Annotated in this window: 10 protein-coding genes; 6 read left to right on the top strand and 4 right to left on the bottom strand. The window is 64.4% G+C overall.

Features of this window, described 5'->3' with window-relative positions; all coding sequences use genetic code 11:
* Positions 1-89 precede the first annotated feature (89 nt).
* The 4 genes from OXG55_16720 to OXG55_16705 all read left to right on the top strand — a co-directional run bounded on the left by OXG55_16720 (position 90) and on the right by OXG55_16705 (position 7,691).
* Complete coding sequence (locus tag OXG55_16720) at positions 90-2,729, top strand: hypothetical protein (GenBank protein ID MCY4104881.1); 2,640 nt, start codon at positions 90-92, stop codon at positions 2,727-2,729.
* Positions 2,726-4,900: a DEAD/DEAH box helicase family protein gene (locus tag OXG55_16715; GenBank protein MCY4104880.1), complete on the top strand. Its 2,175-nt coding sequence runs from the start codon at positions 2,726-2,728 to the stop codon at positions 4,898-4,900. Before OXG55_16720 ends, OXG55_16715 begins: the two co-directional genes overlap by 4 nt.
* A gap of 210 nt (positions 4,901-5,110) precedes the next feature.
* On the top strand, positions 5,111-7,273 hold the full coding sequence (locus tag OXG55_16710) for an AAA family ATPase (protein MCY4104879.1): 2,163 nt from the start codon (positions 5,111-5,113) through the stop codon (positions 7,271-7,273).
* Complete coding sequence (locus OXG55_16705) at positions 7,266-7,691, top strand: hypothetical protein (GenBank protein MCY4104878.1); 426 nt, start codon at positions 7,266-7,268, stop codon at positions 7,689-7,691. Before OXG55_16710 ends, OXG55_16705 begins: the two co-directional genes overlap by 8 nt.
* Positions 7,692-8,046: 355 nt before the next feature.
* Here OXG55_16705 and OXG55_16700 read toward each other — a convergent pair whose 3' ends face one another.
* From OXG55_16700 to OXG55_16685, 4 genes are all read right to left on the bottom strand, one after another.
* Positions 8,047-8,238 (bottom strand): hypothetical protein, encoded by a 192-nt coding sequence (locus tag OXG55_16700; GenBank protein ID MCY4104877.1) that lies wholly within the window; start codon positions 8,236-8,238, stop codon positions 8,047-8,049.
* A gap of 42 nt (positions 8,239-8,280) precedes the next feature.
* Positions 8,281-9,150, bottom strand: a complete 870-nt coding sequence (locus OXG55_16695; protein ID MCY4104876.1) for a GAF domain-containing protein — start codon at positions 9,148-9,150, stop codon at positions 8,281-8,283.
* 407 nt (positions 9,151-9,557) lie between these two features.
* Positions 9,558-10,001, bottom strand: coding sequence for a leucine zipper domain-containing protein (locus OXG55_16690; protein ID MCY4104875.1), 444 nt, complete (start codon positions 9,999-10,001; stop codon positions 9,558-9,560).
* Positions 10,002-10,302: 301 nt separating this feature from the next.
* Positions 10,303-13,293, bottom strand: a complete 2,991-nt coding sequence (locus OXG55_16685; protein ID MCY4104874.1) for a DEAD/DEAH box helicase family protein — start codon at positions 13,291-13,293, stop codon at positions 10,303-10,305.
* A 173-nt stretch (positions 13,294-13,466) separates the two neighbouring features.
* Between OXG55_16685 and dprA the strand changes: the two genes are divergently transcribed.
* Both dprA and OXG55_16675 read left to right on the top strand, forming a co-directional pair.
* The gene (dprA, locus tag OXG55_16680; protein ID MCY4104873.1) at positions 13,467-14,426 is read left to right on the top strand and encodes a DNA-processing protein DprA; all 960 of its coding nucleotides are present in this window, start codon (positions 13,467-13,469) and stop codon (positions 14,424-14,426) included.
* Positions 14,427-14,536: 110 nt separating this feature from the next.
* Positions 14,537-15,157, top strand: a complete 621-nt coding sequence (locus OXG55_16675) for a ComF family protein (protein MCY4104872.1) — start codon at positions 14,537-14,539, stop codon at positions 15,155-15,157.
* Positions 15,158-15,338: the final 181 nt, after the last annotated feature.

The raw sequence follows: 15,338 nt of genomic DNA, 5'->3' as shown, positions 1-15,338 counted from the left end.
CGCCCGCCGGAGGGCCGATTCGCACCGTCGAAGATCTCGATCGATTCTGGGAGCAGCACTCGACCCCCATAGGCACTGAGGCCCGACAGATGCTGGTCTCGCTCGTCGACGAGATCGGGTACCCGCCACCGGCTCAGGTAGTGCTCGCTGGGGGAACAAGTCTCACCGACCTGTTGGCGCTTCCGTTGCAGCCGCAAACCCGGAACTGCCTGTTGCGTGCCTTCGGCTACGGGAGACTCAAGGAGGGCCAGCAGGTCACCATCGGGCAACTCCAGGGCCTGACCGACTTCGGCGTCACCGTCCTCGTTGATCTCATGTGCCTGACAGAGGCGGCGCTGCCGAGTTCGCCACTATCGACAACGCAATTCGTCCCATCGGATACGCCGCCAGGAGAGAGTGCGCCGCCGGGCCGGCCACCACTATCGGTGCCACCGACGGTGGTGCAGGCACAGCCGTCTCCCCCGCCGCCCTCTGCCTGGGGATCTCCCCCCACGCCTCTGCTGCCCCGCTGGTATCGGAAGTCGATGGCGGACACTCCGCTTCCGTGGGCTCTGGTCCCGCGAGCCGCGCGACGGACCGACGCGACGCCAAGGCTCAGGACCGTAAGCGATCTGACCGGCTTCTGGCACCATCGGGCGACGTCTTTGGACAACAAGCTGCTGCGGCAGCTCGCCGATCTCGTACAGAACCGGCGGCCGCCGATCCACTACGTCGTCCTCCCTGCGGGAATCCCCCGGTCGCGGCTGTTCCAGTGCCCATTCCGAGTCAGGACCTTGGGATGCGTGCAACGGGCTTACAACATGAACCAACTAACCGAGGACGCACCGACCACGGTCGGCGATCTCCTCGTGCTCCCCAACTTCGGGATCGCGTCACTCATCGACTTCATGTGCGTAGCCGAGGCGGGCTTGGAGAGCCGATTCCTGGCAACTCTCGACGCCTCCTCCGGCGATGCGCCGGGTGACGAGCCCACAGTCTCGTCACCGCGGGACTCGGTACCGGGTCTCGGCGGTCACTCACCGCGCGGGCGGGCGCTCGGGAGAATCTTCGCGGCGGCTCAGGAGTTTCGGGGGGCGCAAACCCTCGGCGACGCTCTGAAGGGTGACCTGTCAAGCCTGGCGAAAGCGTTGGGAGTGGCCGGCGAACTCGACGAGACTCCGATCTCGGACATGGTCGGCGGGCCTTCTGTTGCAGAACAGCTCGTCTTGGCGATCGCGGGCCTTCGGTGCTCGGTGCAGCAATCCCCAGTCAAACAGCAGGTCCTCGAATCCCGGATCTTCGCCGATGATCGCACGACTCTCGAGCGCGTAGCGCAAACAGTGGGACTGTCACGGGAACGGATCAGACAACTCGAGCAAGAAATCAAGGCGACGATGAAATCGCAGGTCGGACCCATGATTCACACGATCTCGGCCCTTCTCGCGGAGCGGCTGGCACCTGTGACCCCTCAGGAGGCGCTCGAGGAGCAGATTCGCGCAGTCCTCTCGACTGCTGCCGTCCCTGATGCCCCGGACGAAGATCTGGCTGTAGCGAGGCGACTGGTTCGTGACGCCCTGGCATATTCGTGCGTCGATGGGATCTGCCTGAGCAGCGAAGCCGTCAAGGTGGTCGAGGGGCTACGCAAGGCCGCTCGCGAATTGGCCGACGACGCCGGACTCGTCGATGAGGCGCGCCTGCGCGCCGCCCTGCCCGACGAGAGCTGGCAGCAGCACTGGGACAGGCTCATTGATCGCAGCGACCTCCACCGCCTCGGCGTCAATCTCGCACTCCGGGACACTGCAAAGGCAAAGGCCAAGGCCGCACTGCTGAAAATCGGCAAACCCGCAACCAAGGAAGAGATCGGAGAGTTGTCGGGACTCGCCCCCGATCGAATCGGGGCACAGATGTCCCTGCTGCCAAGCATCGTCCGTGCCGACAAACTCCGCTGGGGCCTCGCGGAGTGGGTGGACGACGAATACGAGGGAATCCCCGCCGAAATAATCCAACGCATCAACGAGGACGGCGGCGCGACACGGCTCGAACGGCTTCTCGAGGAGTTGCCCCGCCGCTTCGGCGTCAGCGAGTCAAGTGTCCGTGCGTACTGTGACGCCGCGATGTTTGTCCCAGAAAATGGGCGGATCAGGCTGCGGCGTGAGCATGAGAGGTATCACTACAGCAACTCAGACGTCCAGAATGCCCCTGGTGTGTTTGCTCTCGGCGACGGCGTGGTCGGGTTGTTGTACGAGGTGGACCGCGAGGTGACGCGGGGCAGTGGGCGTCAACTCAGCCCTGCCGCGGGTGCGCTACTCGACCTCTCTGTGAATGAACGATTGCGTTTCGACGGCCCACGCGGCACTTCAGTCACGTTGACCTTTCCCGGCACATCCTTCACTGGACCTTCGCTGGGATCTACCCGTGGTCTTGCAGAAGCAGTGAACGCCAAGATTGGGGACATGCTCACGGTGATACTTCGCCGTGGCGAGATGACCGCGTCGGCGCAAGCAACCGACCTCAACGAATACGACGCTGGCTGGACTCTAGTGGCACGTCTGACGGGCATCAGCGAGAACGCAGGAATGGACGGACTTGCGGCCGCCCTCCGTTGCAGTCGGGGCGAGGTGAGGGCATCGCTACGAGCGCGGAGGGACACGGCCGTGCTTGAGGCACTCCCGGCGCGACACTCGACGCTTGATCTTGAGGAGGCGCTCGCCGCACTCGATGCCGAAATGCTGCGAGACGAACCATCATGACGTTCGGATCGCTATTCGATTCGGTGCGTCCAGCGTACGAGATTCCTGCCGATGATCTTGTCGGCGAGGTTCTCGCACCGGCATTCCGGTCAGCGGACACCGCAAGAGTCGCAGCTGGGTTCTTCACGTCGCGCTGCCTCGCTCAGATTGCGGGCGGCCTCGCCGCATTCATCAACGACTCCGAGGGGAACCTCGATCTCATGGTTTCGCCCGAGCTCAGCCAGGAAGATCGTGAGGCTATCCAGAGAGGGATACGCGAGCCCGAGGTGGTCCTCGATGAAGCACTCGAGCGTCTCTTCACCGACGCTGGCCTATCAGATTCTGCCGTGCAGCGGCACACGGTCGAAACGCTTGCCTATCTGGTGGCCAGTCGCCGACTCCGCTTACGCGTCGTCCTTATGGAGCGCGGCATATATCACAAGAAGATCTGGCTCTTTCGAGCCGGTGACGAGTGGCTCGCCGTCCACGGCTCCGGCAACGCGACCGAACGCGGTCTACTCGTCAACGGCGAGCAGATGTCGATCGACCGGGCATGGCAGGACGGACCCCGATCCGAAGCGCGTGTCCAGATCTTCCTGGAGCAGTGGGACCGCCAATGGGAAAACCGCCACTCCACAGCGCTGACGGTCGAGGTGTCGCAGGCGTTGGAGATTCTTCGTGACTATGCAGCCGATTCTCCTCCAACGATGAGTGACTTCTGGGAGGCATGGCAGATAGACCATGATGCCGGACTTGAACCCGATCTTCCGTCGGCCATTCGCCATGCTCCGACTGACCATCAATTGCAGATTCCGAACAACCTCACATGGCGTGATGGCCGCTTCGGCCATCAAGGGCGGGCTGTTGACGCGCTCCTCAAGGAGGCCGGGGGCATCGTCGCGATAGCGACCGGCGGCGGCAAGACCGTCACCGCGTTAATTGCCGCAACAGAGATGCAACACAGGGAGCCGCGACACATCTGCGTTGTCGTGCTCGTCCCATCAAAGCCGCTCGTCCGCCAATGGACAAAGGACATCCGCGCCTTCGGAATCAATCCTGTCGTGCTCACGGGGACCGGAACCCATGACCGACGAGCAGAGCTTGAACGCGTGGCTCTCGGTTTTACCACCGAAAAGCCCAGGACCGAAGTGATTGTCATGAGTAACGCTCTTTTCGCTAAGGCCAACTCCTCGGAGCGACGCTGGTTGACCTCTTTACCAAAGACCGTCGAACTCGTGCTGATCGCCGACGAGGTCCACAATCTTGGCACTCCGTCGTTCATCAACAATCCGCCGGACTTCTTCACACACAGAATCGGTCTCTCGGCTACACCGATCCGACAGTATGACCCCGACGGCACCGATCGGCTATTCGACTTCTTCGGCGGTCCGCCCGTATTCGAGTTCTCGCTCGCAGATGCCATCGAAGCCGGGTGCCTAGTCCCGTATAGCTACTACCTGCATGTCATAGAACTCGATGCGGTCGAGATGGAGCACTACCAGTTCCTCACCGAAGAACTCATCCGGGCTGGATTCAGGATCGACGACGACGGCGTCGTATTTTCGCTCAACCCGAAGATCGAGCGGCTGCTCCGTGAGCGTCGAGGGCTGATCGAGCAAGCAGACGCGAAGCTCCCCGCACTCAAGTCTGAACTCCGTCGCATGGGTGCCCACGCGGTGACCAGGACACTCATCTACACGTCCGCAAAGCCAACTGTTCTCGAGAAGCCCAAGCAGATCACGGCTGTGAACGCCATCCTCGAGAGCCTCCATATCATCTCCCACCAGTACACAGACCGCGAGACTGGGAGTTCTCGCTCTGAGAGCATTCTCGAGCGTTTTGGATCAGGTGACTATCAGGTGCTGACAGCAATGAAGGTCCTCGACGAAGGCGTGGACATCCCCCAGACGGACACCGCGTTCCTGCTCGCCTCGAGCACGGTCCGAAGAGAATGGGTCCAACGCCGAGGCCGAATACTCCGACAAGCTCCGAACAAGAACATCGCGCATCTACACGACTTTCTCGTTATACCACCGGAAATCGACACGTCCATTGGCCAGTCCCTGCTGAAATCAGAGCTAAGGCGAGCCGCCGAGTTCGCGAGCATCGCCGAGAACGAATTCGACTCAGACGGACCCAACAAAATAATACGAGACCTCGAGAAGAAGATCTGGACGGACGCCAATGCCTGACGCAACAAAGCTGGTCTCCAGCGCTGCTGGCGAGGCCGTACAAGATATCGCTGAGCGCTACGACGGGTACCACGCGCACTTGGTCGTTCGATTCGTCGAAGTGCTCCGCATACAGCACTCTGAGCCCGGCAACAAAGCGCAGCGCCGCGCGATCAGCGATCTTGTCACGTCCTTCGCCAGCGAAGTCGCAGCTCGCTTGGAGGACGCCGCATGAGACTTGAGAGCGCACACATCAAGAACTTCAAACTGCTCGAGAGCGTCGACCTGACATTCTCAACCGACTTCCAGCAGCCGCTCACGGTCATCCGGGCTGAGAACGGTTCTGGCAAGACGTCGATCCTGTACGCGCTGCGCTGGGCCATGTATGGCGAGAAGGGGATACCACCTGACATGCGCTTAACCGCCGCAGCGAAGCCCGCAGGGCAACCCGTCACGGTTCAAGTGCGCGTCGAGTTCACCACTGCAGATCCTGCAGATCCGTATTCCGACAACGAAGTGCGGTACCGGCTTATCCGGACCTGTGAGGAGACACCTGCTGAGGACGACAGGCCACCCCAGCGCAAACCTGACCAACTCCGGCTACTCCGCCGCACATCAGCCGGTGAGGAAGACATCGGAGACGGCAAAGAGGGCCTGATCCACAAACTCCTCCCCGACAGCCTAGCCGATGTCTTCTTCACGAACGGCGACGATGTCCAGCGATTCATCTCGAGCGGCCAGCGGGCTGACCGGGAACGTCAGAAAGCGGTCCACAGCGCCATTCGACAGCTGCTAGGCCTGGATGACGTCGAAGCCGCTGAAGGGCACCTCTCGAATATTGCGAAGAGTCTTAAGCGGGAACTCGCAGATGACGGCGGGGAGGAACACCAAACCGCCATAGCTGCCCTCGAGTCTATTCAAAAGCGCGTCGCCGAAACCGAGGACGAGTTGGACACAATCCGTGAGCGGATTACCCGCGTGGACGAGCAGATCCGCGTTGATGAACGAGAACTCGATGGGATTCGAGGCATCGGCGACCTCGACGTCATTCAGGCTCGGATCCGAGAACTCGAAGGGGACCTCTCGCAGCTGGGAGTCCAAGAGGCTGCCATTCGCAGCCAAATGAAGGAGTTGCTCCGGTCTGAGGCGCTGTCCTGGCGACTGATTGGCCCACAGCTCAAGCATGGACTCGGCATCTTGAACGACCTCGCTGACCGAAAGGTGATTCCCGGTGCCGCCATCGAAGTACTCACCGACCGTCTTGAACTCGGCATCTGCATCTGCGGCGAGACCCTCGATGAGGGGAGTGGTCGCCATCAGCACGTCGAGCACCTAATTGCTCAGCAACGCGAGGTGACACCGGAACTGCAACGTCTCTCAACGGTATGGCATCTGGCTCGGAACAGTTCCAGCGTCCAACGGGCGGAGATCGAGGCGAGCCGATCATTCGACGACATTGCCGCAAATCTGCAACAGCAGTACACAGGGTGCCGCGATGCTCAGCGACGCAAGCATGCTGATGTCGATAGTGAGCGAGAAAGGCGCACGAAGATCGATGTCGACCGTGTGCGCATCTTGACCGACCGCATTGCACAGAATGCAGGGAAGAAGTCCAACTTCGACCGCAAGTATGGAGAAGTCGAAGGTCGACTTCAGGGTCTCGAAGCGGAGGCGAGCCTCGCCAGCGAACGAGTGGAGAAGGCTGAGGCAGACGCGACCCTCAACGAGACGATCAAGCTGCGGTCGGTTGTCGCCGGTGACCTATTCGAACTCGCTCGCGGGACCCTCGGTTCACTCAAGTCCGACTATGTACAACGCGTGTCGGCCCGAATGAACAAGCTCTTTCTTGACATCGTCGGCTCCGATCCAGACGCAGAGGCTGCAGTCTTCACCAGCGTCACGATCAACGATAGATTCGATATCGTGATCCACACACAGGATGACAAGACCCTCGACGCTGACTACGAACTCAACGGTGCCTCGCAGCGGGCGCTCACCCTCTCATTCATCTGGGCGCTTATGGAGGTGGCGGGCCGCGAAGCACCTCGTATCATCGATACACCCCTCGGGATGACCTCTGGAGCGGTCAAGCATCGGATGGTCGAGCTCCTCACCAATCCTATCGACGCTGCTGGGCTCGCGTACCAGGTTGTACTCCTCATGACCCGGTCAGAGATTCGAGACATTGAGGATCTGCTCGACGAGCGGGCGGGATCGGTCTCCACTCTCTCGTGCTCCAAGGACTACCCGGTAGACCTCGTGAACGAGTGGGGAGACGGGGCTCCAACGGTCCGGTCGTGCGCATGCAACCACCGTCAGATCTGCTCCATATGCGCCCGCCGGCAAGACGACAGCAGACAGTTGACCGTTAGAGAGGAGGTGGCCCATGAGTAGCGGGCCGCGATACGGCAATCAGGACCTCTGGCTCCCCAAGAGCTTCCACACCGAATTCCAGAAGCGCCTCGTCGATCGATCCAACGTCCGCGCCGCCTTCCCGCGCCAAGTGGACCTTTGGTGGTACGCCCTGGGGATTGGTGTCGTCGAGGGGCAGCGCACTCCACTTCCGGACCGCGACCGGCTTGTCAAGTTCAACGACGGCGGAATCCTCGAATCCGACCCGTGGCGCACCACCCACCTCGAACTGCTTGCTCTCGCCGAAGAAGGCCAGACAGCAGCCACCAACGCATCCACGGTGGTGCAGATCGCCAACGAGTACGCCATCACGGGCTGCAGTGTCCTTACCGACAGTCTCCGAGGAGTCATTGACACACAGAATCACCTCATCGGCCTGATTCAGAACGGAGCTGCGTAGTTGTTGTAGCGGAGGAGCACAACGCGCGCCAATCTTCACCGGCCCAATGGGCTGGATTCCGCCGGACACGTTCTGACCCATCACTCCGGGGGGACGAGGGTCGTTAGAGGTCTGTCGCGGGTTTGGTGGCGCGGTTGAGCGTGGCGCGTGCGCGGCGGACTTTGGCGGCTCTTCGGATTTGAGCGGGGACTGGGTGTCGGGGGGTGTCGGCGGCAGGGCCGCGATCGACAGGGTGGGTGCCTCCAGAATCGGGGGTGAAACACTCCGATTTGTGGGAGGAGGCCCCCGTGGAGAGCAACCCTACGCGCGGGTTGATCGTCCCCTGCTCGAACACAACTACGAATTAGCGGAGCGCCTACATCATGCTCTTGGCTTCCTCGTTGCGGATGTGCGAGATGTGGCCGTCGGTCAGATGGAATAGTGGCTTCGTTGCGCGCCGGGCTTCTTCGATTGCGACCCGACGATCCTCACTGGTCACCTCGCGGGAACGCACCTGTGAAGGCACGCCGCGCTCCGAGGACTCCGTGATCCGCTTGATGTCACTCATTGTGTTGGCCTTTCCGTCAGTCCGCTAGTATCATGCAGGATATCATGATGACGTGGCCGGGGGCTCATCGGTACGCCATCCAAGCAGGTCGACGACGATTCGAGCCATCGAGCTGGCGATGGCCGCGTGCTTCCGGTAACCCTCATCAGTTCCCAGAATAACCCGATCCTGGGAGTGCGAGACCGACAAGACGCCTATCAGGCGATCGTTGGCGTTCACCACTGGCATCGCTGCCACCTCGGTTAGGTGCCGATACCGCTCTTGGCGCTCCGAATCGAGGCCAAATGTGCCGTCGTGGGTCTTGTCGCCCTGAGCGATCTGGTAGATGCCGCTCTGATAGGCCACTCCGGTGACACCCTCCCCTGGCCTCCACCCCCGCTGCTCTGCCTGGACTGCATCGGGCCGCAAGACCGCGATCAACTTTTGCTGGCGATCGCTATACATGAAGAACCGGAACTGACAGCCCTCGAAATAGTCCTCGGCAGCATCTTCAAACAGAGCCTGAGCGGCCTTCTCGGCAACAAGCTGTCGGGTCGTGTCCGTCTGCTCCGCCTCGGTGATCGACAGAACTCCCGCATCCCGCTGGCCAGCCATCTCCCGATACTGCTCGGCCCGATCAGACGACTTGACCATATCCAGCTCGGCCCCTGGGAACTTAACCCTCCTCAACCAGCGGGCCATGCCGCTTACCCCGACGAGGGCACCTCCGATCCCGGTCGCGGTGGCGAACGAAGGTGAGTCGTCAAGCCAGCGGAAAGCGGCGGCCATCGTCAAAGCCCCTACCACGAAGGTCAACGTCCGGCCGAGATCGTTTTGCAACGCCCGACGGGCGAAGTACATGGTCCACCGCATCCAGAACTGCCTGCAGCGCCGAACCCCGTAGAGCAGACGGGCGATGACTCGGATGACCACGCCTGGACTCTAACGGCCGCCGCAGGCCGAATATGCCACCTCTTCGGATTGAGCGGGGAGCGGGTCCGCAGCGGGGTGGGCCGTGGGTCCGCGAGTGGTGGGACGGGGGCCTCCAGAATGGGGTCTCAGTGCTCCGATTCGCGGGAGGGGGCCTCCTTCGGCGTGGGGCTCGATGAGACCCTGTTCGCCTGGCGGAGCCGTTGAATCGCCCTGGTCAGATGGGGTTGTAGGCGGTTGCGCAGGCGGCGGGGGTGAGCGTCCGCGGATGCGGGTTCGGTGACGAATCACCACCGTCGGCACCAATGCCGGTAGGCGTGCCGGACGATTTGGGTGCTGGCAGAGCGGACCCGCGGCGCCTCGCCGCCGAGCGGTTGCTCATCATCGGCGAAGCCGGCCAGATGCCGTTCCTACGCTCTCGGTGCCGTGTGGATCAGCTCACCAGGGGTTTCGCGCACATAACGCTGCGCCCCGGCGGTGGCGCGGTCGCCCCGATCGAGGTGCCCCAGGCCCACCTCGTTGAGGATGTCCTGCACCGTCGATGGCGCCAGGGCGACCTCAGAGGCGATCCAGGCGGCGCCGCGGCGGCGCTGGGCGCGCAGCTCGATGACCCCGGCGCGCACCTCCGGGGGTGTGCGCGCCGGCGAGCCGTGCGGGCGGCTGGAGCGATCCAGGAGCCCCGCCCCGCCCTCGGCGAGGTAGCGGCCCCGCCACTTGCGCGCCGTCTTGGCGCCCACCTGGAACCGCTCGGCGGCCGCCGCGACGCTCCAGCCCCCCTCGATCATCAACCCGGCCACCGCCCGCCGCGCCGCCGCCGCCAGCTTGGCGTCGCGGTGCCGCCTGATCTGTGCCACGAGCCCTCCCTGCGAGCTTTGAGCAGTCACTTGCCCACAGCATCGCCCGGGGGGCTCACCCCAACGGGGACCCCCGACCCCCTCAACCCAGGGACAACCTCCCCGGTTGTCACACCTAGGAGCCAATCGTGGCACGGCCGAGCCAGGAGAAGGCTCCAGCGTTCGGACACGCCAGCAGTGTGGCGTACTGCGCCAAGCCGCCCTCCCGCCGCCGGACACCGACCGCCAGGACCGTTCGACCGTCGACGTCGCATCGATGGATCCGATGGGCATCGAGATGGGGACGTGTCTCGGCTCAGGGCTACGACACCGGGCGCGCAGCGTGCCGCCCTGCGGTGCTCATGGCCTCCGGCTGTTCCCGAGGCCGCACCTCCCAGGCTTGGCCGGTGCGGGTCAACACCACTTCGGCCGTGTAGCCGAACCGTCCGGCGGTAGGGCCGAACCAGTGGAAGAGCAGTTGAGTCAGGGCGTTGCCGGTTTGGCCGGGAGAGGCGGCGAACCGCAATCTGTCGGCACCGAAAGTACCGGTGAACGTCCGGCCGTCGGCTCTGAACTTCGTGCTGCCGGTGGGGAGGTGTGGATGCCGAGTCCGGTCCAGCAGGATGACTGGCTCGCCGTCGTGGAGGCCTACTCGCAGCACCATCTCGTCCACCGCGCCACGATCACGCAGGTAGACCTGCAGGCGCCACTCCAGGATCTCGGCGACCATGCTGGCGAACGTGGCGACATGCTCAGCCGGTACCGAGAACCGGGGGTCGAGACGGTCGGCGGATAGTTCGAACAGGCTGTGAGGTTTGTCGCTCAGATAGGTCAGGGGGTTCTTCCTCCAGAAAGCCAACCACGCCCGATCGCTCACGGCGTCGAGATCGGACACCTGACGGGTTTGCTCGGTGTCGGCCCGGAGGCGCGGATCGCGCCTTGTCAGCTCGCGGGCCACCCTCGCCACATCACCTGCCAGCGCGCCCCGGTGGAGGGAGTCGAGCTCCACCAGCGCGGCGAGGGTCACAAGCTTGTAGGCCTTCGTGAGCGGCTCGCGCTCCAAGCCCCGGAGCACATCCCCCAGCGTCACCACTGCTTGTTCGTCCAACGGCAGTAACCCAGACGTTCTCAGCGGGGAGAATCGCCACGACGACGCTGCCCCGACCATTGCTTGCTCGTCCGGCGGCAGCAACCCGAGGCCGCCCAGGTAGCGGTGCCAGCCACCGGCATCCCTCACCGGCTTGGCCGACGTCCGGACGCCGACCGATGAGAACGCCTGCGCCGCGGTGGGTCGCACGCCGTTCTCCGACGCGTAGTTCCGGCAGAACTCCCCGAGTCGCTCAGCTTCGCTCATCGAGGGCGACGCCAAGCGGCTCAGGATCTCGATCGCCTCCAAGTCGAAGTCCACCGAGCATCCCGGTGGCAACTCGAAGTCGCCGCTCTGGAGCGACTCGAGGACCTCGGCGTCGCTGGGAGTGCGGATCCCCAACGACAGGAGCGTGCGCGGCCTGCTGAGGAAGCTGTGGTGGTTGCCCACGAAGTCGACCACGCGCAGAGCCGCGTTCCTCTCCGTCCTGCGCAGCCCCCGCCCCAGTTGCTGCAGGAACACGACCGGCGAGTCGGTCGGGCGCAGCATCAGGACCGTCTGCACCTCGGGGATGTCGACGCCCTCGTTGAACACGTCCACTGCGAACAGCACCTCTATCGCTCCCGATTGCAGCTCAGCGACCGATCCGTGTCGGGGGTCGGAGTCTTCGCGGCTGTACACGGCCGCCGAACGCACACCCTCCGCGGCGAAGAACTCCTGCATGAACCGGGCGTGCGAGATCGACGAGCAGAACGCCAGCGTCGGCCCCCCTCCCTTCTCTCGCCATTCGCTGAGCGCCTTGGCGGCACGTCCGCTGGTCTCGATGGCTGTCGCCAGCGTGTCCGGGTCGAAGCGGCCGCTGCGCCAGGGGATCGGGGCGTAATCGGTGACGTCGGCGATCCCCCAGTAGTGGAACGGCGAGAGTTCGCCGCGACGGATGCCCTCGGCCAGACCGCAATCGAACACGACGTTGTCGCCGCACAGTGCAAGGAGGTCGGCCCCGTCGCGCCGGTCGGGCGTCGCCGTCAGGCCCAGCAGGAACTCCGGCCGGAAGTGGCGCAGCACCCGTCTGTAGGTGGGTGCCGCCGCGTGGTGGAACTCGTCGATCACGACGTAATCGAACCCGGCGGGATCGAACCGGCTCAGGTGCCGGTCCTGCGCCAGGGTCTGCACGCTCGCGAAGACGATCTCGGCGTCGGGCACCCTCTCGTCGCCCATGAAGAGGCCCAGATCGGCGCCCGGCCGCACCAGGCGGAACACGTCCCGGCTCTGGCGGAGTATCTCCGCCCGGTGCGCCACGAACAGCACGCGCCGGAACGTCGGCCGAGCACTGTCGAAGGCCGCCAGCCAAGTCTTGCCCAGGCCCGTAGCCATGACGACGAACGCCCGGTCGAAGCCGTCCGCTCTGGTTCGCTCCAGCGCGGTCAGCGCCTCAGACTGGATCGGCCTGGGGGCCACCGGCTGCAGCGGCGGCTCGTCGGGCACGCCGACCAGGCGACGGACCTCCTCGGCGACCGCAACTGGCTGCGGCGCTGCTCCCGCGACTGGACCAGGCGTCGGCGTGTCAGCCAGTCCGGAGCTCGGGTCCGGAGGCGAGGCGGCGGCGGTGCGTGAACTCTCGCGCCACGTCTCGCGGTAGCCGCGGAGGGAGGCCGCATCGAGCAGCTTCGAACGCGCGTCGGCCCACAGCGACTCGAACCCCGTCACGAGTTGTTCCACCCGATCGGTGCCCAGGTTCCATTCCACTCCCCCGTCGATGCCGGAGGCGCTGAGGTTCGAACTGCCCACGTAGCCGGCGGCGGCCTCGCCGGCGCTGGACCAGAAGATGTAGGCCTTCGGGTGGAACGCGACCGATCCACCGCTGAACAGGCGCACCTCCAGTCGCCGGTCGCCGCCGGAGGCCAGGTCCGCCAGCTGCGTCAGCGCGTCCGGGTCGGTGATCGCCAGGTAGTCCGTCGTGAGAACGCGGACGCGGGCGGCCCGGTCCAGCGCGTCCTCCAAGGGGCCGAGGATGCGGGCCAGGCCGCTCTTCATGACGAAGGAGACCGCCATGTCGATGCGGTCGAGATCCGGGTCCCGGAGCCGATCGATCAGACGCGGCAGCAACCGACCCTCAGCCGAACCGTCCAGCAACACCGGCGTGGGGCCACCCTCATCCGGCACGCCGGCCGGAACCGGACCCACGGCAGGCGGGCCCGAGTGCCCCGCCGACACCTCAGCCGCCATCACGCCCCCGGACTCTACGCCCGCCGGAACAGTCGTCGCCGCGGAACCGCCGGCTCCCGACGGCGGCCTGCTCGAACCGGCGCATGAGCCAGTGACTGTCACAGGCGGGTCGTAAGATCTCGTCGAACGTGTAGGGAGTTCCGAGCAGATCTGCGAGAGTCCGGATGCCAACGATGAGTGATGCCGCCGATACACATCGTGACCTGCTGGCGCTCTGCTCCCTGACCGACGGGGGCGACCGCTGCGATTGGGGGGTCATCGCCCGGCAGGCCCACCGGGAACGGACCCTGGACGCCCTCAAAGAGGGCAAGGTGATCGAGTCCAGCGAGCGGGCGCACCGCACCTACTGGTTGATTACCACGGCGTCGCCGGTGCGGTGGGCCAGCGCCTACGACCGGGCCGACGCAGAACTCGAGGCAGCCTCAGCACACGGGGCGCGGATGACCACCGTCCTCGACGACGACTACCCGACGAATCTGCGGTTCATCCACAATCTCCCGCCATTCCTGTTCTATCGGGGCGTCCTCGACCCCCACCTGGACGCACAGTCGATCGCCGTCGTCGGCACGCGCAACGCCACCGCCGAGGGTCTCAATCGTGCGCGTGCGATGGCGCGCAAGCTCGCCGAACACGGCGTGTCCATCGTTTCGGGGCTCGCCCGGGGGATCGACACCGCCGCGCACAGGGCGGCACTCGATGCCGGTGGCCGCACGATCGCAGTCTTCGGCACCGGGATCAACATGGTGTACCCCGCAGAGAACGCCGAACTCGTCGAGGAGATCGTCGACACCGGCGGGGTCGTCGTGTCCCAGTTCTTCCCGACGGCCAAGCCCTCCGCCTGGTCGTTCCCCAAGCGCAACGAGGTCACCTCGGGCATCTCGCAGGGAACGGTTGTGATCGAGGCGTCGCAGAAGTCCGGCGCGAGAATGCAGGCCCGGCTGGCCTATGAGCACGGCAAGCAGGTCTTCCTCGTCAAGTCTCTGGCCACCTCACAGGAGTGGGCGAAAAAGATGCTCGATCGCGGCCGGGCAACCCCGGTCGGACACTTCGATGACCTCGCCCGCGAACTCGTGGACGCCGATCAGCTGCTGAGAGCGAGCAAAGAGCTACACCTCGAACCGTTCGCCCTCTAGCGCAGGTCGATGGCAACACCGCTCGACCGGTCCGACTTTCCCGATTGCCCAGGCTGCCGTACGCGCAGCACGGGCCATGGCACGTCTGCGTCACTTGCGCCGCTGAGACTTTGCAGTCGATCCAACACCCCTGCCCCATCTGCTCGCAGGAGATCGACCAAGGCAGTTGCTTCAACAACCTCTGCACGGGTAAGGCCGGTCGGCCCCACCTCGAGCGCATCGAAGCCATCGCACTGCACACCGACCCACTCGATCGGGTGATCCGGCGATTCAAGTATGAGAAGAAGCGAGGCTGGGCTCTCATCTTCGCCCGGCTACTCATCGGCCACCTCAACAACAGCTGGCGCCCCAACGACGTGGACTTGATCATCGCCAACCCTGGCCATCCCGGACGCGAGCACAACGCGGAGGTGATCCAGATAGCCGCGCTACAGGACTTCCACGACAGGTGGCCATTCGACGATCCGGACTCCCCCACTCTCGTGAAGGAGGAGGAGACGGTCCAGTCAGCCGGTCAGATGTTCGACGTGAAGAGACGTGCGGCGACCGAGCACGCCTCCGCCCTCCGGCTACAGCATCCCGAGCGCATCACCGGGAGCCGAGTCATCCTCTACGACGACATCTGCACAACGGGCCTCCAACTCAACGGGGTCGCCAGACGCCTCCACGAGGAGTGGGGAGCCGTGTCAGTGGTCGGCGTCGTATTGGCCCGACAACCGTGGGGATACTGACTGATGCGGCGTTCTAGCCCACGGAGCCGGCGGCGGCCTCGCCGGCGCTGGACCAGAAGATGTACGCCTTCGGGTGGAACGCAACCGACCCGCCGCAGAACAGGCGCACCTCCAGCCGCCGGTCGCCGCCCTCGGCGAGGTCCGCCAGTTGCGTCAGGGCGTCGGGGTCGGTGATCGCCAG

This window comes from bacterium (assembly GCA_026708055.1).
In the GTDB taxonomy this organism is placed as follows: domain Bacteria; phylum Actinomycetota; class Acidimicrobiia; order Acidimicrobiales; family CATQHL01; genus VXNF01.
Note: the sequence above shows the minus strand (reverse complement) of the source record. Positions and strands in the feature narration are given on the sequence as shown.

What these genes read in the sequence shown, in the direction of transcription:
- OXG55_16720 (MCY4104881.1), top strand. Translation starts at nt 90, where the DNA reads ATGCTGGTCTCGCTCGTCGACGAGATCGGGTACCCGCCACCGGCTCAG.
- OXG55_16715 (MCY4104880.1), top strand. Translation starts at nt 2,726, where the DNA reads ATGACGTTCGGATCGCTATTCGATTCGGTGCGTCCAGCGTACGAGATT.
- OXG55_16710 (MCY4104879.1), top strand. Translation starts at nt 5,111, where the DNA reads ATGAGACTTGAGAGCGCACACATCAAGAACTTCAAACTGCTCGAGAGC.
- OXG55_16705 (MCY4104878.1), top strand. Translation starts at nt 7,266, where the DNA reads ATGAGTAGCGGGCCGCGATACGGCAATCAGGACCTCTGGCTCCCCAAG.
- OXG55_16700 (MCY4104877.1), bottom strand. Translation starts at nt 8,238, where the DNA reads ATGAGTGACATCAAGCGGATCACGGAGTCCTCGGAGCGCGGCGTGCCT.
- OXG55_16685 (MCY4104874.1), bottom strand. Translation starts at nt 13,293, where the DNA reads ATGGCGGCTGAGGTGTCGGCGGGGCACTCGGGCCCGCCTGCCGTGGGT.
- dprA (MCY4104873.1), top strand. Translation starts at nt 13,467, where the DNA reads ATGAGTGATGCCGCCGATACACATCGTGACCTGCTGGCGCTCTGCTCC.